Genomic DNA, 21,273 nt, shown 5'->3' with positions numbered 1-21,273 from the left:
CCGGCACCGGTAAAATGGCCGGCCCACTGCGCTGGATTTGAACCTCATGACGATTGATTACGCCCACGCCCGCGAACTGATGGTGGAACAGCAGATCCGTCCCTGGGACGTGCTGGACATCAAGGTGCTCGACGTCCTGGCCCGCCTGCCGCGCGAAGCCTTCGTCGCCGACGCGCGCCGTGCGCTGGCCTACACCGATGTCGAACTGCCCATCGGCAACGGCCAGAAGATGATGAAGCCGGTGATCGAAGGCCGCACCCTGCAGGCGCTGGATCTGCAGCCGGGTGATGAAGTGCTGGAGATTGGTACCGGCAGTGGTTTCCTGTCGGCCTGCATCGGCGCGCTGGCGCGCGACGTGCTGAGCCTGGAAATCGACCCGGAACTGGCCGCCGCTGCGCGCGCGCGCCTGGACGCTTCCGGCCTGGGCACGAACGTGCGGGTGGAAGTGGCCGATGCCCTGACCTGGCAGACCGATCGCCGCTTCGACGTGATCTGTGTCACTGGCGCAGTGGACGTGGTGCCGTCACAGTTCGCCTCGTGGCTGCGTCCGGGCGGTCGCCTGTTCGTGATCCACGGTCGTTCGCCGGCCATGGAAGCGCTGCTGGTGAAGGCCGACGGCAGCACCGAATCGCTGTTCGAGACCGATATCGATTACCTGCGCGGTGCCGCCCCGGCACCCCAGTTCCACCTCTGAGTCCAAGGAAGCCGCAATGATCCGCCGATCCCTCGCTGTTGCGCTGGCCACTGCCCTGCTGCCGTTGTCTGCCCATGCCGCCGACCTGCTGCAGGTCTACGAAATGGCGCGCAACGGCGACCCGCAGCTGGCCGCTGCCGAATCGACCCGGCTGTATGACAAGGAAGGCGCCGTGCAGGCACGCGCTGCCCTGCTGCCGCAGATCAACGGCACCGCCGCGCTGAACCGCACGCGCAGCGAAGCCAATGCCGATGCCAATTCCGGTTCGGTGATGAGCAAGCGCCGCAGCTATACGGTCGATGGCAGCCAGACGCTGTTCAACTGGACCCAGATCAGCAACCTGCGTTCGCAGCGCGAGCTGAGCAAGGCGGCGGATTTCACCCTCGATTCGGCCAACGACAGCCTGATCGTGCGCACCTCGGCGGCCTACTTCAACGTGCTGGTGGCGATCGAATCGCTGACCGCCGCACAGACCAATGAAGCAGCCGCGAAGAAGCAGTTCGACTTCGCCGACAAGCGCCTGGAAGTGGGCCTGGCGCCGATCACCGACGTGCACGAAGCGCGCGCCCAGTACGACCAGGCGCGCGCCAACACCATCGTTGCGCAGAACACCCTGGCCGATAACTACCAGGCGCTGACCGAACTGACCGGCCAGCCGGTGGTGAACCTGCGCGGCCTGCCGGCCGACTTCCGCCCGGAAGTGCCGGCCAACCGCGGCAACATCGATGAACTGGTGACCCAGGCCAGCAGCCAGAACCCGGCGCTGAAGGCACAGGAGCTGAAGGTCAGTGCCGCCGAAGCCGGCGTGCAGGCGGCCCGCGGCGGTCACTACCCGACGCTGTCGCTGGGCGGCAGCTGGGGCAAGAGCGCGACCTGGGGCGACAGCACCGGCGCCGGCTCGCTGTCCCCCGATGCCCGCACCAACAGCATCGGCCTGACCCTGAGCGTGCCGATCTTCTCCGGCGGTGCCACCCAGTCGGGCGTGCGCCAGGCCCTGGCCCAGCGTGATATCGCCCAGGACACCTACGAACAGCAGAAGCGTGCGCTGGACCGCAACACCCGCAATGCCTACCAGACCCTGGTGCAGGGCATCAGCGAAGTGGAAGCGCGCCGCCTGGCCGTGGTTTCGGCACAGAGCGCATACGACGCTTCGCAGGTTGGCCTGGAAGTGGGTACCCGCACGGTGCTGGACGTGATCCAGAACCAGCGCATCCTGTTCTCGGCGCAGCTGGATTACGCCCAGGCCCGCTACACCTTCCTGCAGAACCGCCTGCTGCTGAGCCAGTCGCTGGGTTCGCTGGACGTGGCCGAGCTGCAGGACATCAACCGCCTGCTGACCCAGGACGCGGGCAATCCGTCGACCACCACGCGCTGATTGCAGGCGTTGCTGGCCGCACAGAAGAACCACCCGCAGGGGTGGTTTTTTTGTGCCCGCGCGACGCTGCTCATCCTTAGAGCAGCCGCTGCAGAAGCGGCAGCATGCACAGCGCGGTGGCCAGCGGCGCACGCACCCGGGTCGCGCCGGACTGCTTCACCTGGCCCGCACAGACCGCCGCCAGCGCGATCAGCGCCATCGGTCCCGGCAGGCTGGGTAGCCGCCCTTCGGGCAACCACACCGCCAGCAGCGCCGCCCCTGTCCCCAGCCACGCGATGACCGCGGCGCGCTGCACCCGCTGGCGGTCACCGCCGCCCGGCCAGCGCTGCAGGTACAGCGTCGTGGCCAGCAGCACCAGTACCACCTGCAGCGCGGCCAGGCCGGCTGCACCGGCGGCCGGCAGCAGCGGCAGCATCCATTGCAGCTGCGTGACCCCCTGCAGGGCCACCGACAGCGGCCGCGTGCTGGCCAATGCCGGGAACGCCACCAGCCCCGACTGCAGCGCCGCCAGCACCATCAGCCACAGCATGCCCGCCGGCACCGCCACGCCAACCGCCAGGACCAGTTGCCGCCGCGGCCGGGCGACCAGCGGAGCCAGAACCAGCAGCAGACCCGTGCTGGCAAAGACCGCCAGCAGCGGCACACTGGCGGCGACCACCCCACCCACACCGAAGCGGTACGGCGCCACTGCACTGGGCAGCCACGGAATCCAGTGGGCGTAATGCACATGGCGCGCGGCCAGCACCAGCAGCAGCGCGCCAATACCGAACTTGAGGGTCAACAACGCACAGGCCAGCAGCACCGCGCGGCGCGGCCGCAGCAGCGCCATCGCCGCGGTGGCCAGCACCAGCACGGCCGCGACCACCTGCAAGGGCAGCCACTGTCGCGGCTCCACGCCCAGCGTGGCGGCGACCGCGTAGAGATGGCGCGCACCGGACTGCGCAGCACCGGCCACGGTGACGGTCAATTCCAGCACCAGGGCCAACAGCAGTAGATCGGCCACGCGCTGGCCCCAGGCCGCCCGCAGCAGATCGTGCAGGCCGCTGCCTTCGGGTTGCGCACGCAGCGCATCACGCAGGCTGCACAGCACCAGCCACGCGCCCAGCGCTGCCAGCAGCAGGCTGAGCACGATTGCCGGGCCGGCCTGCGCTGCGGTGTGCTGGCCCACCAGCGCCACCACGCTGCCGCCCGCCAGAAGCGCCAGCGCAAGCACCAGTACATGATCCGTGCCCAGTACACCGCCGGTTCGCACCCCGCCCCGCGCGGTGCTGCCGCCATCGACGTTCATTGAAAGCTTCCTTGATGCCGACCAAGCGTGGTCGACAGCAGGCTGGCAGCGGCGACGACGCAACGGTATCGGGAAACGGCGCGCAAGCACCGCGCTGTGATGGAAGGCACGCGCACGGCCGCACTGGCAGGCCAGCTACGACACCGCCTCGGCCATCAAGCAGACTTTATGCGGCTGTTTGCGTCAGCACGCCGCGGTGCGGGGTCAGTCGCGCGGCGGCGGCAGGTGCGGTTCCACCAGCGCCACGGTGCGCTGCAGCGCGCCGCGACCGTTGCTGACCAGCGTGCAGCCGGCGTGGGCCATGTCCTCGCGGGCCTGCGGATCCTGCAGCAGGTGCTGCAGGTGATCGCCCACGGCCTGCACGTCGTCGCCGATCAGCAGTGCGCCGGCCTCGCGCATGCGCCGCGAGATTTCCGCGAAGTTGTGCAGGTGCGGGCCGGTAACGGCGGCCGTGCCCAGTGCCGCCGGCTCCAGCAGATTGTGGCCGCCGATGGCCTGCAGGCTGCCGCCCACGAAGGCCACCTGGGCGCAGCCGTAGAACGGCATCAGCTCACCCAGGGTGTCGATCACGAACACATCCGTATCGGCCTGCGGCCACTGCTGCGCGCGCCGGGTGGCCACGCGCCAGCCCTGCTCGCGTGCCAGCGCCTCCACCTTCGGGAAGCGCTCGGGGTGGCGCGGCGCCCACAGCAACAGCAGATCCGGATGCTGCTGGCGCAGCCGCCGGTGCAGGTCGACCACCGCCTGTTCCTCGCCCTCATGGGTGCTGGCCGCGATCCACACCGGCCGCTGGGCCGGAACCTGCTGGTGGAACTGGGCGATGAAGGGCTGTACTTCCGGGGTGGCGATGTCGAACTTCAGGTTGCCCAGTGCCTGCACCTGTTCCGGCGCGGCGCCCAGCTGCACGAAGCGCGCGGCATCATCCTGCGACTGCGCGGCCACGCAGGTCACGGTACGCAGGGCACGGCGGATCAGCGCGGCCAGCACGCGGTAGCCACGCAGCGAGCGCGCCGACAGGCGTGCGTTGAGGATGTACACGGGAATGCGGCGGTCACGGCAACCGAACAGCATGTTCGGCCACAGCTCGGTTTCCAGGATCAGCGCCAGGCTGGGCTGGAAGTGGCCGAGGAAGCGGTTGACGCTGCCGGGCACGTCATACGGCAGGTAGACGTGATCCAGCGCGTCGCCCCACAGCGCGCGCACGCGCTCGGAGCCCGTAGGCGTGATCGTGGTGATGACCCAGCGGATGTCCGGGCGCTGCTTGCGCAGCGTGTTCACCAGCGGCGCGGCGGCGTTGACCTCGCCCACCGATACCGCGTGCAACCAGACCCGGGGCTGGCCGGTCGGCTGCGGGTAGGAGGCGTAGCGTTCATCCCAGCGCCGAAAATACTCGCGGACCCGGAAGCCCCGCCACACCAGGTGGTACACGGTGATCGGCAGCAGGATGTAGAGCACGGCCGAATACAGGCCGCGCAGGATCCATTCGACAGGGTCTTTGCGCATGCGGCAAGGATACGGGACGCCCCCGGTAAAGACACGCGGCGGGGTTGGTAGAATGGCGGCATGTCCGATGCCTCTACCGCCGTCCGCCCGTCCCTGGCCGATCCCCGCAACTGGCCGATGTTCGCGGCGATGTTCGCTGCGTTCGGCATCGCCCGCCTGCCGTGGTTCCTGCAGCGCGCGCTGGGGCGCGGGGTGGGCTGGATCACCTGGCGCCTGCTCGGCAGCCGCCGCCGTGCCGCCGAGGTGAACCTGAAGCTGTGCTTCCCGGAAAAGGACGAAGCCTGGCGCAACCGCCTGGTACGCGACAGCTTCGACGCGCTGGGCGTGGGCATCTTCGAATGTGCGCGCTCCTGGTGGGGCAGCATCGACAGCATCCGCCCGCAGGTGCAGATCGAAGGCCTGGAACACCTGAAGCAGATGCAGGCCGAAGGTCGCGGCGTGCTGCTGGTGTCGGGCCACTTCATGACCCTGGAAATGTGTGGGCGCCTGCTGTGCGACCACGTGGACCTGTCGGGCATGTACCGCAAGCACAAGAACCCGGTGTACGAATGGGCGGTGAAGTTCGGCCGCCTGCGCTATGCCAAGGCGATGTATGCCAACGAGGACATCCGTGCCACCGTGCGTCATCTGAAGAAGGGCGGTTTCCTGTGGTATGCCCCCGACCAGGACATGCGCGGCAAGGACACCGTGTTCGTGCCGTTCTTCGGCCATACCGCGGCCACCATCACCGCCACCCACCAGTTTGCGCGCATGACCGGCTGCGCGGTCATCCCCTACTTCCACCGTCGCGAAGGCGGAAAGTACTTCCTGAAGATCGGTGCGCCGCTGGAGAACTTCCCCAGTGAAGACGTGGAAGCCGATACCACGCGGGTGAACCAGGCCATCGAACAGATGGTGCGCGAAGCCCCCGACCAGTACCTGTGGATCCACCGCCGGTTCAAGCGCCAGCCCGGCGGCCGCAGCGATTTTTATAGATAACCGGGGAATGCGCCATCCACGCAGGGCGTGGGTGGGCGATTACATCGCGTTGGGCGGATCGTCGGGCTCACGCGCCAGCAGCGTGCCGACGAACAGCGCCGCCAGCAGCACGGTAACCCCGCCCCAGAAGGTGGAATAGAACGCCAGGTGGGTGTTCAAGGGAAACACGGTGACGGCCAGCGCCAGCATGGCCGGGCGTGCGCGCTCACGCGCGGCGGCCGGGGCGAAGCGCCAGGCGCGCCACGCCTGGGCCACGGCCGCCAGCCACAGCAGCAGGCCCAGCACCCCGGTTTCGGCGAGGATTTCCAGCACGATCTGATGGGCGTGCAGGGCCGGCTCGGCGCCCCATACGGCGGGTGCCTGCTCGCGCACGCACGCGGGATAGGCATCGCGGAAACCGCGCGCACCCACGCCGTTGATCGGGTGTTCTTCGATCATGCACGCTGCCGCCGACCAGATACGCGCGCGGCCAGACAGCGCCTGGTCCACGCCATCGTCGGCGCCGTCCCAGGCCATGGCGGTGCGCGCCACGCGCTCGCGCAGCTGCGGCACGCTGGAGGTCAACACAGCCGCGCCCAGCAGGCCGGCCAGCGACAACAGCAGCAGGCGCTTCCAGCCGAACTGGCGCAGGCCGCTGTACACCAGCACCAGGCCAAAGGTGACCCAGGACGCGCGCGAGCCCGCCAGCAGCAGCACGATGCCCAGCGCGGCCGCGCCCAGCAGCCAGCCGGCATGGCCGAAACGACGGGCCAGTGGCAGCAGCAGGAACGGTGACAGGCTGGCCAGTACCTGGCCGAACTTCAGGTTGCACGGCCCCAGCGCACCGCTGAGACGGTCGGCCAGCACGACCTCATCGGCCGGACACAGGCCGTGCCCGCTGACCACATGCTTCAACTGGTCCAACGACCAGAACCACGGACTGCTGCCGGCCAGCGCCTGCACCAGCGCGTCCACGGTCCACAGCCCGGTGATGAGCGCCAGCCCGCCCAGCGTCAGCCGGCGCCGCTGCGGTGTGGCCACGGCAATGGCCACCAGCCACATGAAGGGCAGATAGCGCAGTCCAGCGGCGGTCTTGGTCCAGGCCGCCGACGGATCGATGGCATCCAGCGCCGAGAACGCCTGCGGCAGCCAGTAGCCCAGGAACAGGATGGAAGTCAGTGCCCACGCGGCGGGGCTGAGCAGATGCGGCCGGTGCTGCAGCCGGCGCAGCACCATGCGCGCGGCGGCGTACAGCGCGCCCAGGCCGAGCACGGTTTCGGCGATGCCCGGCAGCGGCCACAGCGCCACGTAGGCCAGCACCCACCACGGCGCCCAGCGCCCGGCGCGATCATCGCGCAGGGCCGGGATGGGGTCAGCCGGCAAGGTCGGCATAGATGCGAAGGGTGTCACGCTGCATGGCCTGCAGGGTAAACGGGATCCGCCCCGGCAACGACGGCGGCTGTGCCAGCAGGTCCAGCGCGCGTTCACGCAGGGCCTGCGCATCGCCCAGAGGCACCGCGCCCGACGGCTGCAGCTGCTGCAGCAGTTCGCCCACGCCACCGTGGTTCCAGCCCAGTACCGGGCGGCCGACCGACAGCGCCTCGACCACGGTGCGGCCGAAGGCTTCGGGCTTGTCCGACAACTGCAGCACCAGGTCGCTGGCGGCGTAGGCCTGGGCGATGCGCGCGGTAGGCACGCTGATATGCACCGCCTCGGCAATGCCCAGTGCGGCCGCCTGCGCGCGCAGGCCGGCGACATAGGTTTCCCGGCCGGGCTCATCGGTGCCCAGCATCCACAGCTGCGCCGGCACGCCGGCCGCACGCAGGTCGGCCAGCAACTGCAGCGCGTGCGCATGGCCCTTCAGCCGCGTACCGCGCCCGGGCAGCAGCAGCAGCGGGCCGTCCACCTGCGCCAGCCACGGGTAATCAGCCGCCAGGGCCAGACGCGGGCGACGATCGGCGCGTGCCACGCGCGGGAACTGGCCCACGTCCACGCCACGCGGAATCACCTGCAGGCGCGCGTCGGGAACCGTCGGGTAATGGGTATGCACATACTCGCGCACGGTATTGGACACGCAGATCACGCGTTCGCCGCTGGTCATCACCGCGCTGTAGCGGCTGGGCGAATTCAGGCCATGCACGGTGGTGACCCAGCGCGGGCGCTGCGCGGCCGGCAATGCACGGATCGCGTACAGGCCCAGCCACGCCGGCAGGCGCGAGCGCGCATGCACGATGTCCGCGCCCACTTCGGCAAACAGGCGGCGCAAGGTCGGCATGTGGCGCAGAGTCAGCAGCGATTTGCGGCCGATATCCAGCGTGAGATGCTCGGCACCGCTGTCCAGCAGCGGCTGCACCAGGCGACCGCCGGCGGACACCACCAAAGCACGGTGGCCGGCCGCCACCAGGGCGGCGGCGATTTCAAGGGTGGAACGCTCGACGCCGCCGGAGTGCAGCGCCGGCAGCAACTGCACCACGGTCAATCGGCGCATCGAACGGCCGCCCGATCAGTCGGCCAGCACGAAGGTGGAGCCGCAGTACGGGCACTGCGCTTCACCATTGGGCTCGTCTTCGATCGGCAGGTACACGCGCGGGTGCGAGTTCCACAGCGCCATTTCCGGGGTCGGGCAGCTCAGCGGCAGGTCGGCGCGGTGCACGGTGTAGCGCTTTTCGGCGTTGGCGGGCGCAGTGGCGGTATGGCTCATGGCGGGTGTCGATGAACGGATTGCGAGGGCTCGGATTCTAGCATCTGGGCCGGGCCAGCATTGCGCCGCAACAGGCGGGTTGGCGTCTGCACACCTTCCATCCCGACGCACAGACACCCACCCGGGCGGATTTCTTCAATCGATCCAAGCAGTTCCGGGCATCGCCTCGCGCTGGTGAGGATTTGCCGCATTTGGATCGAACTAAATGGCACTTGTCAGGGTGCAGCTGCCTGTTGCAGCATCGGGACCCTCACAACCCGACCCGATCGCACGGCCCGCCCCCCACCGGACCTGCATCGCTTCCGCGCTGCCCCTGGGCGGCGCGGGCGGTGCTGTCCTGGGTGTTCGCCGATGCGGGTCCTGCCAGCCGCCTGCCTTACCCGGGAGACCCTGCATGACCCTGACCGATCCGCGCCGCGCCCTGCTTCCCCTCGCCCTGGCCCTGGCCTGCGCGACCACTGCGACGCCGGCACTGGCGCAGGGCCTGCAGACCTCGTTCGAGCCGGGTGAACCGGCACCGTTGAAGGCTGCTGGCGCGCTGCAGGTGCAGATCGGCAACGGCCCGGCCGCCCCGTATGCCGCCAAGCGCAATGCCGGCTACACCGGCCTGCATGCCCTGCACTACCGCGGTGATGGCGGCCCTGCATCACGCGAACTGTTCACCACCGATCTGACCATTGCCGCCGACACCACGCTGTCGTGGCTGGTGCTGCCGGAGATCGTCGGCAGCGATACCGTGGCCTCGACCTATGTGTCGCTGGACCTGCGCCTGGACGATGGCAGCCGGGTGTCGGCCAGCGCCGCGCGCGACCAGCATGGGATCGCGCTGGGCGCGAGCGCGCAGGGCGATTCGAAGACGCTGTACCCGCAGCAGTGGGCGCGCAAGGCGGTGCGCCTGGGCGATGTCCCGGGCCTGCTGGGGCGCCGGGTCGTGGCCATTGAACTGGCCGTGGCCAGCGCCGATGGCGCGCCGGTGTCGGGCTGGATCGACGATGTGCGCCTGGATGCGCAGCCCCGCAACGTGCCGCAGCGCGTCTCGGACTGGGTGCTGACCACCCGCGGCACGCAGGCCAACGGCACTTTCTCGCGCGGCAACAACGTTCCGGCCACCGCGTTGCCGCACGGCTTCAACTTCTGGACCCCGGTGACCGACGCCGGCGCGCTGAACTGGCTGTACCGCTGGAGCGAGCAGAACGATGCGAAGAACCGGCCGCAGCTGCAGGCGCTGGCGCTCAGCCACCAGCCCAGCCCGTGGATGGGCGACCGCCAGACCTTCCAGGTGATGCCCTCGGCCAGCCGCGGCGTGCCCGAGGCCGACCGCAGCAAGCGCGCCCTGTCCTTCGACCGCCGCCAGGAATCGGCGCGCCCGTACCGCTACGACGTGCGCTTCGACAACGGCATCGCAGCGTCGATCGCACCCACCGACCATGCCGCGCTGTTCCAGTTTGAATTCCCGCAGGGCAGCGATGCCAACCTGCTGTTCGACAACGTGGATGCGCGCGGCGGGCTGACCCTGGATGCGGCCACGCAGACCCTGAGCGGCTACACAGACACGCGCAGCGGCCTGTCCAACGGCGCCACCCGCATGTACGTGGTGGCCCGCTTCGACCGGCCGTGGCGCAGCAGCGGCCGCATCGATACCGGCCGCCCCACCGGCTACATCAAGTTCGATACCGCGCAGGGCCGCACGGTGACGATGCGCATCGCCACCTCGCTGATCTCGCTGGAACAGGCACGGCACAACCTGGCGCTGGAAATCGCCGACGCCGACACCCTGGCCAGCGTGGCCGGACGCGCGCAGGACGCCTGGGATGCGCGCCTGTCGCGCTTCGATATCGGCCAGGCCAGCGACGACGCCAAGACCACGCTGTATTCGAACCTGTACCGCCTGTACCTGTACCCCAATTCGGGCCACGAGAATGCCGGCACCGCCGCCGCACCGGACTGGCGCTATGCCAGCCAGGCCAGTGCGGAAGACAACAACACCGATGGCAGCGCCAGCCGCAGCTTCGCGCCGGTACGCGACGGCAAGGTGTACGTGAACAACGGCTTCTGGGACACCTTCCGCACCACCTGGCCGGCCTATGCGCTGTTCACCCCACAGGATGCCGGGCAGCTGGTGCAGGGCTTCATCGAGCAGTACCGCGCCGGCGGCTGGATCGCGCGCTGGTCGTCGCCGGGCTATGCGGACCTGATGGTCGGCACCAGTTCCGACGTGGCGTTCGCCGATGCCTGGCTGAAGGGCATTGGTGGTTTCGATCCGGCCGAAGCCTATGCGGCCGCGTTGAAGAACGCGACCGTGGTACCGCCGGACCGCCACGTCGGCCGCAAGGGCATGGACCGTTCCACCTTCCGCGGCTACGCCAGCGCCGACGTGCACGAAGGCATGTCGTGGACGATGGAAGGCGCGTTGAATGACTTCGGTCTTGCCAACATGGCGCAGGCACTGGCGACGAAGGCAACCACGCCGGCCGCGCGCGAGCGCTACCGCACCGAGGCCGAGTACTTCCGCTACCGCGCCGCGGGCTACGCCACCGTGTTCGACCCGGCAGTGGGCTTCTTCCAGGGCCGCCAGGCCGATGGCAGCTGGCGCGTGGACGCCAAGGACTATGACCCGCGCGTGTGGGGCCACGACTACACCGAATCCAATGGCTGGACCTTCGCCTTCACCGCTGCCCACGACGGCGAAGGCCTGGCCGCGCTGTACGGCGGCCGCGAAAAGCTGGCGGCCAAGCTGGACACCTTCTTCGCCACCCCGGAAACCGCCGCGAAGGAATTCGCCGGTTCCTACGGCGGCATCATCCACGAGATGACCGAAGCGCGCGACGTGCGCATGGGCATGTATGCACACAGCAACCAGCCGGCGCACCACATTCCGTGGATGTACCTGTACGCCGGGCAGCCGTGGAAGACCCAGCAGCACGTGCGCGAGATCCTGTCGCGGCTGTACGTGGGCAGCGAGATCGGCCAGGGCTACCCCGGTGACGAGGACAACGGCGAGACCTCGGCCTGGTACCTGTTCGCCTCGCTGGGCCTGTACCCGCTGCGCATGGGTGCGCCGGAGTACGTGATCGGTTCGCCGGCGTTCGCCCATGCACGGGTGGAACTGCAGGGCGGCGCGGTGCTGACCGTCAACGCCGAGAACAATTCGCCGGAAAACGTGTACGTGCAGTCGCTGAAGATCAACGGCAAGCCGTGGACGAAGACCTGGGTGCCGCACACGCTGATCGCCCAGGGCGCCACCCTGGACTTCACCATGGGCCCGCAGCCGTCGCGCTGGGGCAGCGGTGCCGACGATGTACCGCCTTCGCTGACCGCGGTCGGCAAGCGCCCGCAGCTGCTGCACGATCTGCTGGGCAGCAGCGCGCGCGCGGCACTGGCCGATGGCCGCGCCCTGCCCGCCCTGACCGATGACGATGCGGACACCGCAGTGGCGCTTGGCGCGGGTGCGACCATCAGCCTGAGCGGCGGCGCCGATGGCGTGCCGACCCTGTACACGCTGACCAGTGGCGGTGGCGCGATCCGTGGCGGCCAGTGGGTGCTGGAAGCGCGCAGCGGCAACGGAAGCTGGCGCACGCTGGACCAGCGCGACGGCGAAGACTTCACCTCACCGCGGCAGACCCGTCCCTTCCGCATTGCCACGCCGGCACGCTACAGCGAGTACCGTCTGCGCGTGATCGGTCCGGGCCGACTGCAGCTGGCCGAGATCGAACTGCTGGCACCGGCCACCGTACAATGACGCCATGCGCCTTCGCCTGATTCCCCTGCTCTTTCTTGCCCTGGCCTTCCCCGGTGTCGGCCAGGCCCAGACCCAGGCCTTCGATGGCCAGGTCAGCCGCGATGGCGTGACCCTGTATTACCAGGATGCCAGCGGTGCCCTGGCGGCACCGGTGCGCAAGCGCATCATCGACACGTTCTACTTTGCTTACCTGCGCGAGCGGGCGGACTTCCGCCCGGCGGCGCCGAACGAAGTGCGCATCGTGATCGATCCGGCCTACAACGGCGTGGCCTACGTGGGTGACAAGGACAAGGCCAGCACGATCACCATCAATCCGGGCTGGCTGCTGAAGCACCCCGATGACATCGACCTGGTGACCCACGAGGCGATGCACATCGTGCAGGGCTACCCCAGCTACGGCGACAAGCGCGTGCCGGGCTGGCTGGTGGAAGGCATTGCCGATTACGCGCGCGACCGCTACGGCATGAACAACACCGCCGCCGGCTGGGCACTGCCGGTGAAGGTGGAAAAGGGCCAGACCGTGGAAAGCGGCTACCGGGTGACCGGTGCGTTCCTGAAATGGGCCGAGGGCGAGCACCCCGGCCTGGTGCTGGCGCTGGACAAGGCGCTGCGCGACGGACGCTACGTGCCCACTCTGTGGCAGAAGGAAACCGGCAAGACCCTGCCGGTGCTTTGGGCGCAGTACGCCAAGCCACGCAGCGACGCCCCGCCACCGGCCCCGGCGCGCCGCGGCCGACGCTGAGGGCGGTAGCGCCAGGCCATGCCTGGCGGAATACACGGCACACCGCGCTGCGCGCTCGCCGGGCATGGCCCGGCGCTACCCGATCCGGGTCTGCGCTTCGCGCAAACAGAAACGCGCCCCGTGGGGCGCGTTTCTGCAGCTGCCGCTGAAAGGAAGGCTTACGCCTTCTTTTCCGCTTCCAGCTGCTTGCGGATCTGCGCATCGACCGCGGCGATGGCGGACATGTTCAGGATCCGGCGCGAGGTCGCGCTGGTGGTCAGGATGTGCACCGGCTTGTTCACGCCCATCAGGATCGGACCGATCGCCACGCCATCGGTGAACACGCGCACCAGGTTGTAGGCGATGTTGGCCGCTTCCAGGTTCGGCAGCACGAACAGGTTGGCACGGCCCTGCAGGGTCGAGCCCGGCAGCAGCTTCTGGCGCAGCGCTTCGTCCCACGCGGTGTCGCCCTGCATTTCGCCGTCCACGTTCAGGCGCGGGTTGCGCTTGAGCAGCATCTCGCGGACCTGGCGCATCTTCAGTGCGTCCTTGGAATCGTGGCTGCCGAAGTTGGAGTGCGACAGCAGCGCCACCTTCGGCTCGATGCCGAACAGCTTCATGCGGTAGGCCGCCTGCAGCGTGGCTTCGGTGATCTGCTCGGCGGTCGGGTCTTCCTGCACGTGGGTGTCCACGAAGAAGAACACGCCCTGCTGGTTGATCACGCCGGTCATGGCCGAGGTCGAGGTGACCTTCGATTCCAGCGGCAGCACGCTGCGCACGTAACCCAGCTTCTTGTGGAAGCGGCCGACGATGCCGGTCAGCATGGCATCGGCTTCACCACGGGCAACCATCACCGCGGCGATCAGGGTCGGGCGCGAACGCATCAGGTTCTTCGCCGCGGCCACGGTCACGCCGCGACGGCCGGTCAGGCCGTGGTAGTACTGCCAGTATTCGTTGAAGCGCGGATCATCGTTGATGTTGGTGATCTCGATGTTCTCGCCCACCTTCAGGCGCAGGCCCAGGCGTTCGATGCGCGCTTCGATCACGTCCGGCCGGCCGATCAGGATCGGGTGCGCCAGGCCTTCGTCGACCACGTTCTGCACCGCCTGCAGCACCACTTCCTCTTCGCCTTCGGCGTACACCACGCGCTGCTTGTCGGCGCGGGCGCGGTCATAGACCGGCTTCATCATCAGGCTGGTGCGGTAGACGAACTGCGACAGCTTCTGCCGGTAGGCATCCATGTCGGCGATCGGGCGAGCGGCCACGCCCGAATCCATCGCGGCCTGGGCCACGGCGGCGGACAGTTCCACCAGCAGGCGGCGGTCGAAGGGGCGCGGGATCAGGTATTCACGGCCGAAGCTCGGTGCATCGCCGCCGTAGGCCGAACCCATGTCGGTGGCGGCACGGCGGGCCAGCGCGGCAATGGCGCGCACGCAGGCGATCTTCATTTCTTCGTTGATCGCGGTAGCACCCACGTCCAGCGCGCCGCGGAACAGGTACGGGAAGCACAGCACGTTGTTGACCTGGTTCGGATAGTCCGAACGGCCGGTGCCGATGATCGCGTCCGGGCGGGCGGCACGCGCTTCTTCCGGCATGATTTCCGGGGTCGGGTTGGCCAGCGCGAAGATGACCGGGTCCGGCGCCATGGTCTTGACCATCTCGGCGGTCAGGATGCCCGGGGCCGACAGGCCCAGGAAGATATCGGCGCCGTTGACGATCTCGGCCAGGGTGCGCTTGTCGGTGTCGCGCGCATAGCGCTGCTTTTCCGGGTCCAGATCGGTACGGCCGGTGTGGATCACGCCCTCGCGGTCGAAGGCCAGGATGTTTTCCGGCTTCAGGCCCAGCTGCACCAGCATGTTCACGCAGGAAATGCCGGCCGCGCCCATGCCCGTGGTCGCCAGCTTCACTTCCTCGATCTTCTTGCCGGTGATGGCCATGGCGTTGAGCACAGCGGCGCCGACGATGATCGCGGTGCCGTGCTGGTCGTCATGGAACACCGGAATCTTCATGCGCTCGCGCAGCTTGCGCTCGACCACGAAGCATTCCGGCGCCTTGATGTCTTCCAGGTTGATGCCGCCGAAGGTCGGTTCCAGCGAGGCAATGATGTCGACCAGCTTGTCCGGATCGGTTTCGTCCACTTCGATGTCGAACACATCGATGCCGGCGAACTTCTGGAACAGCACGCCCTTGCCTTCCATCACCGGCTTGCCGGCCAGCGGGCCGATGTTGCCCAGGCCCAGCACGGCGGTGCCGTTGGAAATGACCGCGACCAGGTTGCCGCGGGCGGTGAGTTCGCTGGCCTGCTGCGGGTCGGCCTTGATGGCTTCGCAGGCATAGGCCACGCCCGGGGAATAGGCCAACGACAGATCACGCTGGGTCAGCATCGGCTTGGTCGCAGCGACGCGGATCTTGCCCGGCGGCGACATGCGGTGGTAATCGAGGGCGGCCTGTTTGAAATCTTCGTTGGACATCGATGTGGGTTACATGAATGGGCAAGAGGGACAGGGGATGATACCCCCGTTGGAGTGGCTGGACCTGTCGCTATCCTGTCGCAACCATGCTGCGACCGCACAATTCCGTGCCGTATGCAACGATCCGGGTCCAGCGTGGGCGCCCTTGATGACAGCCAAGCGACGCCCTGAAACGCTGCGGGGCCGTGCCACTGTCGTGACCGGCCCCGCAGTACCACACACTTGGCGTCAGCCCTTGGCCGGCAGGGCCTCGGTCAGCACCGGGGCCACCGCATCGACCGGCGGCGGCAGCTCGCTTTCGCGACCGTCCAGCGCCAGCTTCAGGCGATCACGGTCCAGCGCGCCTTCCCAGCGCGACACCACCACGGTGGCCACCGCATTGCCGATGAAGTTGGTCAGCGAGCGGCATTCGCTCATGAAGCGGTCCACGCCCAGGATCAGTGCCATGCCGGCCACCGGCACTTCCGGCACCACGGCCAGGGTGGCGGCCAGGGTGATGAAGCCGGCACCGGTGACGCCGGCCGCGCCCTTGGAGCTGAGCATGGCGACCAGCAGCAGGGCGATCTGGTGGCCCAGGGTCAGTTCGGTGTTGGTGGCCTGGGCGATGAACAGCGCGGCCAGGGTCATGTAGATGTTGGTGCCGTCCAGGTTGAACGAATAGCCGGTGGGCACCACCAGGCCGACCACCGACTTGCTGCAGCCGGCGCGTTCCATCTTTTCCATCAGCGACGGCAGCGCCGATTCGGACGAGGACGTGCCCAGCACCAGCAGCAGCTCGGCCTTCAGGTAGCGGGCCAGCTTGAACACCGAGAACCCGCACAGGCGGCAGACCACGCCCAGGATGACGGCCACGAACAGGAAGGCGGTGAGATAGAACGAACCCACCAGCCAGGCCAGGTTGACCAGCGAACCGACGCCGTACTTGCCGATGGTGAAGGCGATGGCACCGAAGGCACCGATCGGGGCGGCCTTCATCAGGATGTGCACCAGCTTGAACACCGGGGCGACCAGCGCTTCCAGGAAGTTCACGATCGGCTTGCCCTTCTCGCCCACCGAGGCCAGCGCGATGCCGAACAGCACGGCCACGAACAGCACCTGCAGGATGTTGCCATCGACGAAGGCGCTGATCAGCGTCTTCGGAATGATGTCCATCAGGAAGCCGACCAGGGTCAGGTCATGCGACTTCTCGACGTAGCTGTGCACCGCGGTCTGGTCCAGCTCGGCCGGGTTGATGTTCATGCCCGCGCCGGGCTGCACCACGTGCGCCACGATCATGCCGACGATCAGGGCCAGGGTGGAGAAGAACAGGAAATACGCCATCGCCTTGGCGAACACGCGGCCCACCGTGCGCAGGTGGGTCATGCCGGCGATGCCGGTGACGATGGTCAGGAAGATGACCGGCGCGATGATCATCTTCACCAGATTGATGAAGGCATCGCCCAGCGGCTTCATTTTCTCGCCGATCAGCGGCTCGTAATGGCCCAGGACGGCGCCCAGGACGATCGCCACGATCACCTGGAAATACAGCTGGCGGTAGAGCGGCAACGGCTTGCTGGGCACCGGTACGGTGGTGGGGATGTGCATGGCGGACTCCGGAAGGGGCGGTTCTGGCGCATACGGTTCCCGCCGTGGCGGGACCGTCTCCGTGGATCTGGGCGCGACCCGGCTGCGAGCGCCGGCGCGACCAATGGACGCCTTTGTACGCGCCGGGCACGCCGGCGCAGATAACCTATTGGTACTAGCCCCCCGGTTCAGGTGGCTGCGGTGCCTACACTGGCGCCGTACCGACGCCCCCGGGGACGCCGGTGGCCCGAGCTGAACGGCCGGGCACGTTCCCGCGCAAGTTCCGGCCATCGCGGCCGTTGTTGTCCTGTCCACACGCAATCTGAGAGAGCCGCACCACCCATGCGCCCGATTCCCACCTTGCTGGCCCTGTCGCTGGCCGCACTGCCCGCCTTCGCCTCCGCCGCCGATTTCGACAACTGGCCGACCAAGTACGCCTTCGGCGACGGCACCGAACTGGCCGCCACGGCCAACATCGCCTACGACTACAACGATTTTTCCTCGGCCAGCGGCATCGAGGATGACGATGCGGTGCGCCGCAAGGAGTTCGGCGCGACCCTGAAGAAGAAGGGCGTGTACGACGCGATGGTCTACTACGACTTCCAGGCCGACACCTGGCTGGACGTGTTCGTGCGCTTTGAAAGCAAGGCGTTCTTAGGCCGCGACGTGGGTCGTTTCCGCTTCGGCTACATGAAGACCCCGGTCGGCCTGGATGCCAACACCTCCTCGCGCGCCGGCAGCTTCCTGGAAACCGCGTTGCCGGTGCAGGCGTTCTACGCCGGCCGCCGCACCGGTGTGGAATGGGTGCTGGAGCGCCCGCAGTACCTGCTGCAGGCCGGCGCCTACGGCGGCAAGGACCTGCAGGGTGACAACCCGGGCACCACCCAGGCCGTGCGCGCCGTGTGGACCCCGGTGAAGGCACCGGGCGACGTGGTCCACCTGGGCTTGGCCTATTCGCAGGAAAACCCGCGCGGCTACCACGACGGCCGCGACGTGCACCACGAAGCCAGCGCGCGCCTGCGTGCCCGCCCGGAAGCCGGCCTGACCGATATCCGCCTGGTCGATTCGGGTGCGCTGGTCACTGCCGACCAGATCCGCCGCACCGGCCTGGAAGGCATCTGGATCCGTGGTCCGTTCTCGCTGCAGGCCGAAGCCCTGCAGGCCACGGTGACCCGCAAGGGCCTGCCCGACTACACCGGCAATGGCCAGTACGCGATGGCCAGCTGGGTGCTGACCGGCGAATCGCGCCCGTACAACGCGGGTGCGGTGGCCAACATCAAGCCCGCCCACGACTACGGCGCGGTGGAACTGCTGGCCCGCTACAGCCGTCTGGACCTGGACGATGGCAGCATCCTGGGCGGTCGCCAGCACGACCTGACCATTGGTGCGAACTGGTACCTGACCAGCCACTTCAAGTTCCAGGCCAACTACGTGAAGGTCGACGCCAGCCGTCGCGGCGTGCACAGCACCCCGGAAATCTTCGAACTGCGCGCGCAGATGCATTTCTGATCCGTTCCCCGGCACGTCCTTCCACAGTGCCTGCGGCGGGCGTGCTCCCCACGCCCGCCGCCCCTGCGTAGACTGCCGCCATGTACTGGCTCAGCCGCCACCGCCTGCTGTTGCTGACCCTGCTGGTGATGATCGGCGGTACCGTGCTGTGCGCGGTCGCGGCCGGCCACTACGCCTGGCGCCGCGCGCTGGCCACCGAAAGCGCCCAGGTGCAGCGCCAGCTGCAGTTGTATGGGCAGGGCCTGCAACAGCGCATCGACCGCTTCGGCACATTGCCGCAGGTGATGGCGCTGGACCCGGACCTGCTGCAGGCCCTGCAGTCGCCGCTGTCGGCCGCCGAGCGGCAGCGCTTGAACCTGAAGCTGCAGCGCGCCAACCAGGTCACCCGTACTTCCACGCTGACCCTGGTCGGCCGCGATGGCGTGGCCGTGGCCGCCAGCAACTGGAGCGAACCGGCCAGCAACGTGGGCGAGGACTACAGCTACCGGCCCTACTACCAACAGGCCATGGCCCACGGCCGCGGCCGCTTCTACGGCATCGGCATGACCACCAACGTGCCGGGCTATTTCATGTCCGAAGCGATCGTGGATGCCCAGGGCCAGCGCATCGGCGTGATCGTGATCAAGATCGAGCTGTCGGCGCTGGAACAGGAATGGCTGAGCAGCCCCGACGTGGTGCTGGCCAGCGACAACCATGATGTGGTGTTCCTGGCCAACCGCGATGCCTGGCGCTACCGCCTGCTGCGCCCGCTGGGTGCCAGCGAGCGCCGCGAAATGCTGGCCGCGCGCCAGTACGCCGACCGTTCCCTGCAGCCGCTGCGGGTGCGTACCGAAGACGTGCTGGCTGACGGCGGGCGCATGGTGCGCCTGCTGGACCCGGCGCTGGCCACGCCCATGCTGTGGCAGAGCCTGGCACTGGAGGACGAAGACTGGAGCCTGCACCTGCTGCACGATGCCAGTGCCGCCGGCAGCGCCGGACGCGGTGCCGCCATCGCCGGTGCCGCCGCCTGGCTGGCGCTGGGCTTCCTGGTGCTGTTCGTGCAGCAGCGCCGGCGTTTGTCCAAGCACCGCCAGCGCAGCCGCCGCGAACTGGAAACGCTGCTGAAGCAGCACGCGCAGGAGCTGCGCACCGCCCAGGATGGCCTGCTGCAGGCCGCCACCGATGCCGACAGCGGGCTCAGCCGCAGCCTGGAACACCTGCCGCAGGGCGTGGTGGTGATCGACCGCGACCAGCGCCTGGTGGCCTGGAATTCGCGCTACGTCGAACTGTTCCGCTTCCCGGCGGGGCTGGTGCGGGTGGGCCGGCCGATCGAAGAACTGTTCCGCTTCAATGCGCGCCGCGGCCTGCTCGGCCCGGGGCCGATCGACGAAGCCATCGAGCGCCGCCTGAACCACCTGCGCAGTGGCCGCCCGCACATGCGCGAAAGCGAGAAGGACGACGGCACCGTGCTTGAAATCCGCGGCAATCCCCTGCCCGACGGCGGCTTCGTCACCAGCTACGCGGACATCACCAGCTACAAGAACGCTGCGCGCGAGCTGCGCTCGCTGGCCGACGCGCTGGAACACCGCGTGGCCGAACGCACCCACGACCTGGACGAAGCGCGCCGCGAGGCCGAGCAGGCCAACCGCTACAAGACCCGGTTCGTTGCTTCGGCCGTGCATGACCTGCTGCAGCCGTTGAATGCCGCGCGCATGTTCGTGTCGGTGCTGCGCGGCCGCTTGAGCGGTGATGCGCGCGAACTGAGCGAACATGTGGATGCGGCCCTGGCCGCACAGGACGCCATCCTCAACAGCCTGCTGGACATTTCGCGGCTGGAGTCGCGTGCGCTGCAGACGCGGGTACGCGCGTTCGCGCTGTCGCCGCTGCTGGAAACCCTGGCCCGTGAATTCGGCATGGCCGCGCAGAGCCGTGGCCTGCACCTGGACTGGGTGGATACGCGCGCCATCGTGGTGAGCGATGAAGCACTGCTGCGCCGCATCCTGCAGAACTTCCTGTCCAACGCGCTGCGCTACACCCCGCGCGGGCGCGTGCTGATCGGCTGCCGGCGCGTGGGCGACCATCTGCGCATCGAAGTGCACGACCAGGGGCCGGGCATTCCGGAAAGCCTGCAGGGTGAGATCTTCGAGGAATTCCGCCGCTTGAACGACGGCGTGGAACAGGAACGCGGCGCCGGCCTGGGCCTGGCCATCGTTGAACGCATCGGCCGCCTGCTGGGCCACCGCATCAGCCTGCGCTCCACCCTGGGCAAGGGCAGCGTGTTCGCGGTAAGCGTGCCGCTGGGGCAGGCCGAAGACGTGGCGGTGCCGGCCCCCGCGCCGGTGGTGGCCGCCGAGCTGACCGACGACAGCCCGCTACGGCAGTGCCGGGTGTGGAGCATCGACGACGACCCGCGCGTATGCGCCGCCACCCGCGCCCTGCTGGAACGCTGGGGCTGCAACGTGGAACTGGCCGACGGCCCGCAGGGTGCGCTGGAAATCGCCAGCGCGCTGAACGTGCCGCAGCTGCTGTTGCTGGACGTGCGCATGGGCCAGTGGCACGGCCCGGACCTGTACGAAGCGCTGTGCACGCTGTGGCAGGCGCGGCCACCGGTGATTCTGGTGACCGCCGAACGCGATGAAGCCCTGAAGGCACATGCCGCCGAACAGGGCTGGGGCTTCCTGCCCAAGCCGGTACGCCCACCCGCGCTGCGCGCGCTGATGACGCAGGTGTTGTTGCGGCATCGGGGGTAGCGTCGAGCGTGCTCGACTGTATT

General features: G+C 68.5%; 14 protein-coding genes. 7 read left to right on the top strand and 7 right to left on the bottom strand.

The window, feature by feature from the left end:
• Window positions 1-46 precede the first annotated feature (46 nt).
• The gene (locus C1922_RS15610; RefSeq protein ID WP_108750596.1) at window positions 47-694 is read left to right on the top strand and encodes a protein-L-isoaspartate O-methyltransferase; all 648 of its coding nucleotides are present in this window, start codon (window positions 47-49) and stop codon (window positions 692-694) included.
• Between the two features lie 16 nt (window positions 695-710).
• Window positions 711-2,069, top strand: coding sequence for a TolC family outer membrane protein (locus C1922_RS15605; RefSeq protein ID WP_108750595.1), 1,359 nt, complete (start codon window positions 711-713; stop codon window positions 2,067-2,069).
• Window positions 2,070-2,145: 76 nt separating this feature from the next.
• Here C1922_RS15605 and C1922_RS15600 read toward each other — a convergent pair whose 3' ends face one another.
• Together C1922_RS15600 and waaA are read right to left on the bottom strand one after the other, a co-directional pair.
• Window positions 2,146-3,357, bottom strand: a complete 1,212-nt coding sequence (locus C1922_RS15600) for an amino acid transporter (RefSeq protein WP_108750594.1) — start codon at window positions 3,355-3,357, stop codon at window positions 2,146-2,148.
• Between the two features lie 204 nt (window positions 3,358-3,561).
• Entirely contained in the window at window positions 3,562-4,860 is a 1,299-nt protein-coding gene (gene waaA / locus C1922_RS15595; RefSeq protein ID WP_108750593.1) for a lipid IV(A) 3-deoxy-D-manno-octulosonic acid transferase, read from the bottom strand.
• A gap of 60 nt (window positions 4,861-4,920) precedes the next feature.
• Here waaA and C1922_RS15590 point away from each other — a divergent pair, with 60 nt between their 5' ends.
• Window positions 4,921-5,838 (top strand): LpxL/LpxP family Kdo(2)-lipid IV(A) lauroyl/palmitoleoyl acyltransferase, encoded by a 918-nt coding sequence (locus tag C1922_RS15590; protein ID WP_108750592.1) that lies wholly within the window; start codon window positions 4,921-4,923, stop codon window positions 5,836-5,838.
• 39 nt (window positions 5,839-5,877) lie between these two features.
• Here the strand turns inward: C1922_RS15590 and C1922_RS15585 are convergent, their stop codons facing one another.
• Genes C1922_RS15585 through C1922_RS15575 form a run of 3 tightly spaced genes read right to left on the bottom strand, consistent with a single transcriptional unit; the run spans window position 5,878 to window position 8,518 of the window.
• Entirely contained in the window at window positions 5,878-7,209 is a 1,332-nt protein-coding gene (locus C1922_RS15585; RefSeq protein ID WP_108750591.1) for an O-antigen ligase family protein, read from the bottom strand.
• A complete protein-coding gene (locus tag C1922_RS15580; protein ID WP_108750590.1) occupies window positions 7,190-8,305 on the bottom strand; it encodes a glycosyltransferase in 1,116 nt (371 codons plus the stop codon). Before C1922_RS15580 ends, C1922_RS15585 begins: the two co-directional genes overlap by 20 nt.
• A gap of 15 nt (window positions 8,306-8,320) precedes the next feature.
• Window positions 8,321-8,518 carry a zinc-finger domain-containing protein gene (locus tag C1922_RS15575; RefSeq protein WP_108750589.1) on the bottom strand — a complete coding sequence of 66 codons (198 nt, stop codon included), beginning with the start codon at window positions 8,516-8,518 and terminating at the stop codon, window positions 8,321-8,323.
• 394 nt (window positions 8,519-8,912) lie between these two features.
• Here C1922_RS15575 and C1922_RS15570 point away from each other — a divergent pair, with 394 nt between their 5' ends.
• Window positions 8,913-12,257: a GH92 family glycosyl hydrolase gene (locus tag C1922_RS15570; RefSeq protein ID WP_108750588.1), complete on the top strand. Its 3,345-nt coding sequence runs from the start codon at window positions 8,913-8,915 to the stop codon at window positions 12,255-12,257.
• A gap of 4 nt (window positions 12,258-12,261) precedes the next feature.
• Window positions 12,262-12,999, top strand: coding sequence for a basic secretory protein-like protein (locus tag C1922_RS15565; protein WP_108750587.1), 738 nt, complete (start codon window positions 12,262-12,264; stop codon window positions 12,997-12,999).
• A gap of 158 nt (window positions 13,000-13,157) precedes the next feature.
• On the opposite strand, the gene C1922_RS15560 is transcribed toward C1922_RS15565, so the two are convergent.
• Window positions 13,158-15,449 carry an NADP-dependent malic enzyme gene (locus C1922_RS15560; protein ID WP_108750586.1) on the bottom strand — a complete coding sequence of 764 codons (2,292 nt, stop codon included), beginning with the start codon at window positions 15,447-15,449 and terminating at the stop codon, window positions 13,158-13,160.
• Between the two features lie 228 nt (window positions 15,450-15,677).
• A complete protein-coding gene (locus C1922_RS15555) occupies window positions 15,678-17,033 on the bottom strand; it encodes a dicarboxylate/amino acid:cation symporter (protein WP_108750585.1) in 1,356 nt (451 codons plus the stop codon).
• Between the two features lie 321 nt (window positions 17,034-17,354).
• Here C1922_RS15555 and C1922_RS15550 point away from each other — a divergent pair, with 321 nt between their 5' ends.
• Both C1922_RS15550 and C1922_RS15545 read left to right on the top strand, forming a co-directional pair.
• Window positions 17,355-18,521, top strand: coding sequence for a porin (locus C1922_RS15550; protein WP_108750584.1), 1,167 nt, complete (start codon window positions 17,355-17,357; stop codon window positions 18,519-18,521).
• 80 nt (window positions 18,522-18,601) lie between these two features.
• The gene (locus C1922_RS15545) at window positions 18,602-21,250 is read left to right on the top strand and encodes a PAS-domain containing protein (protein ID WP_108750583.1); all 2,649 of its coding nucleotides are present in this window, start codon (window positions 18,602-18,604) and stop codon (window positions 21,248-21,250) included.
• The last annotated feature ends 23 nt before the right edge of the window (window positions 21,251-21,273 follow it).

The organism is Stenotrophomonas sp. ZAC14D2_NAIMI4_7, from assembly GCF_003086675.1.
Classification (GTDB): domain Bacteria; phylum Pseudomonadota; class Gammaproteobacteria; order Xanthomonadales; family Xanthomonadaceae; genus Stenotrophomonas.
The sequence above is the reverse complement of the archived record's forward strand: the minus strand, read 5'-3'. Positions and strand labels throughout refer to the sequence as shown.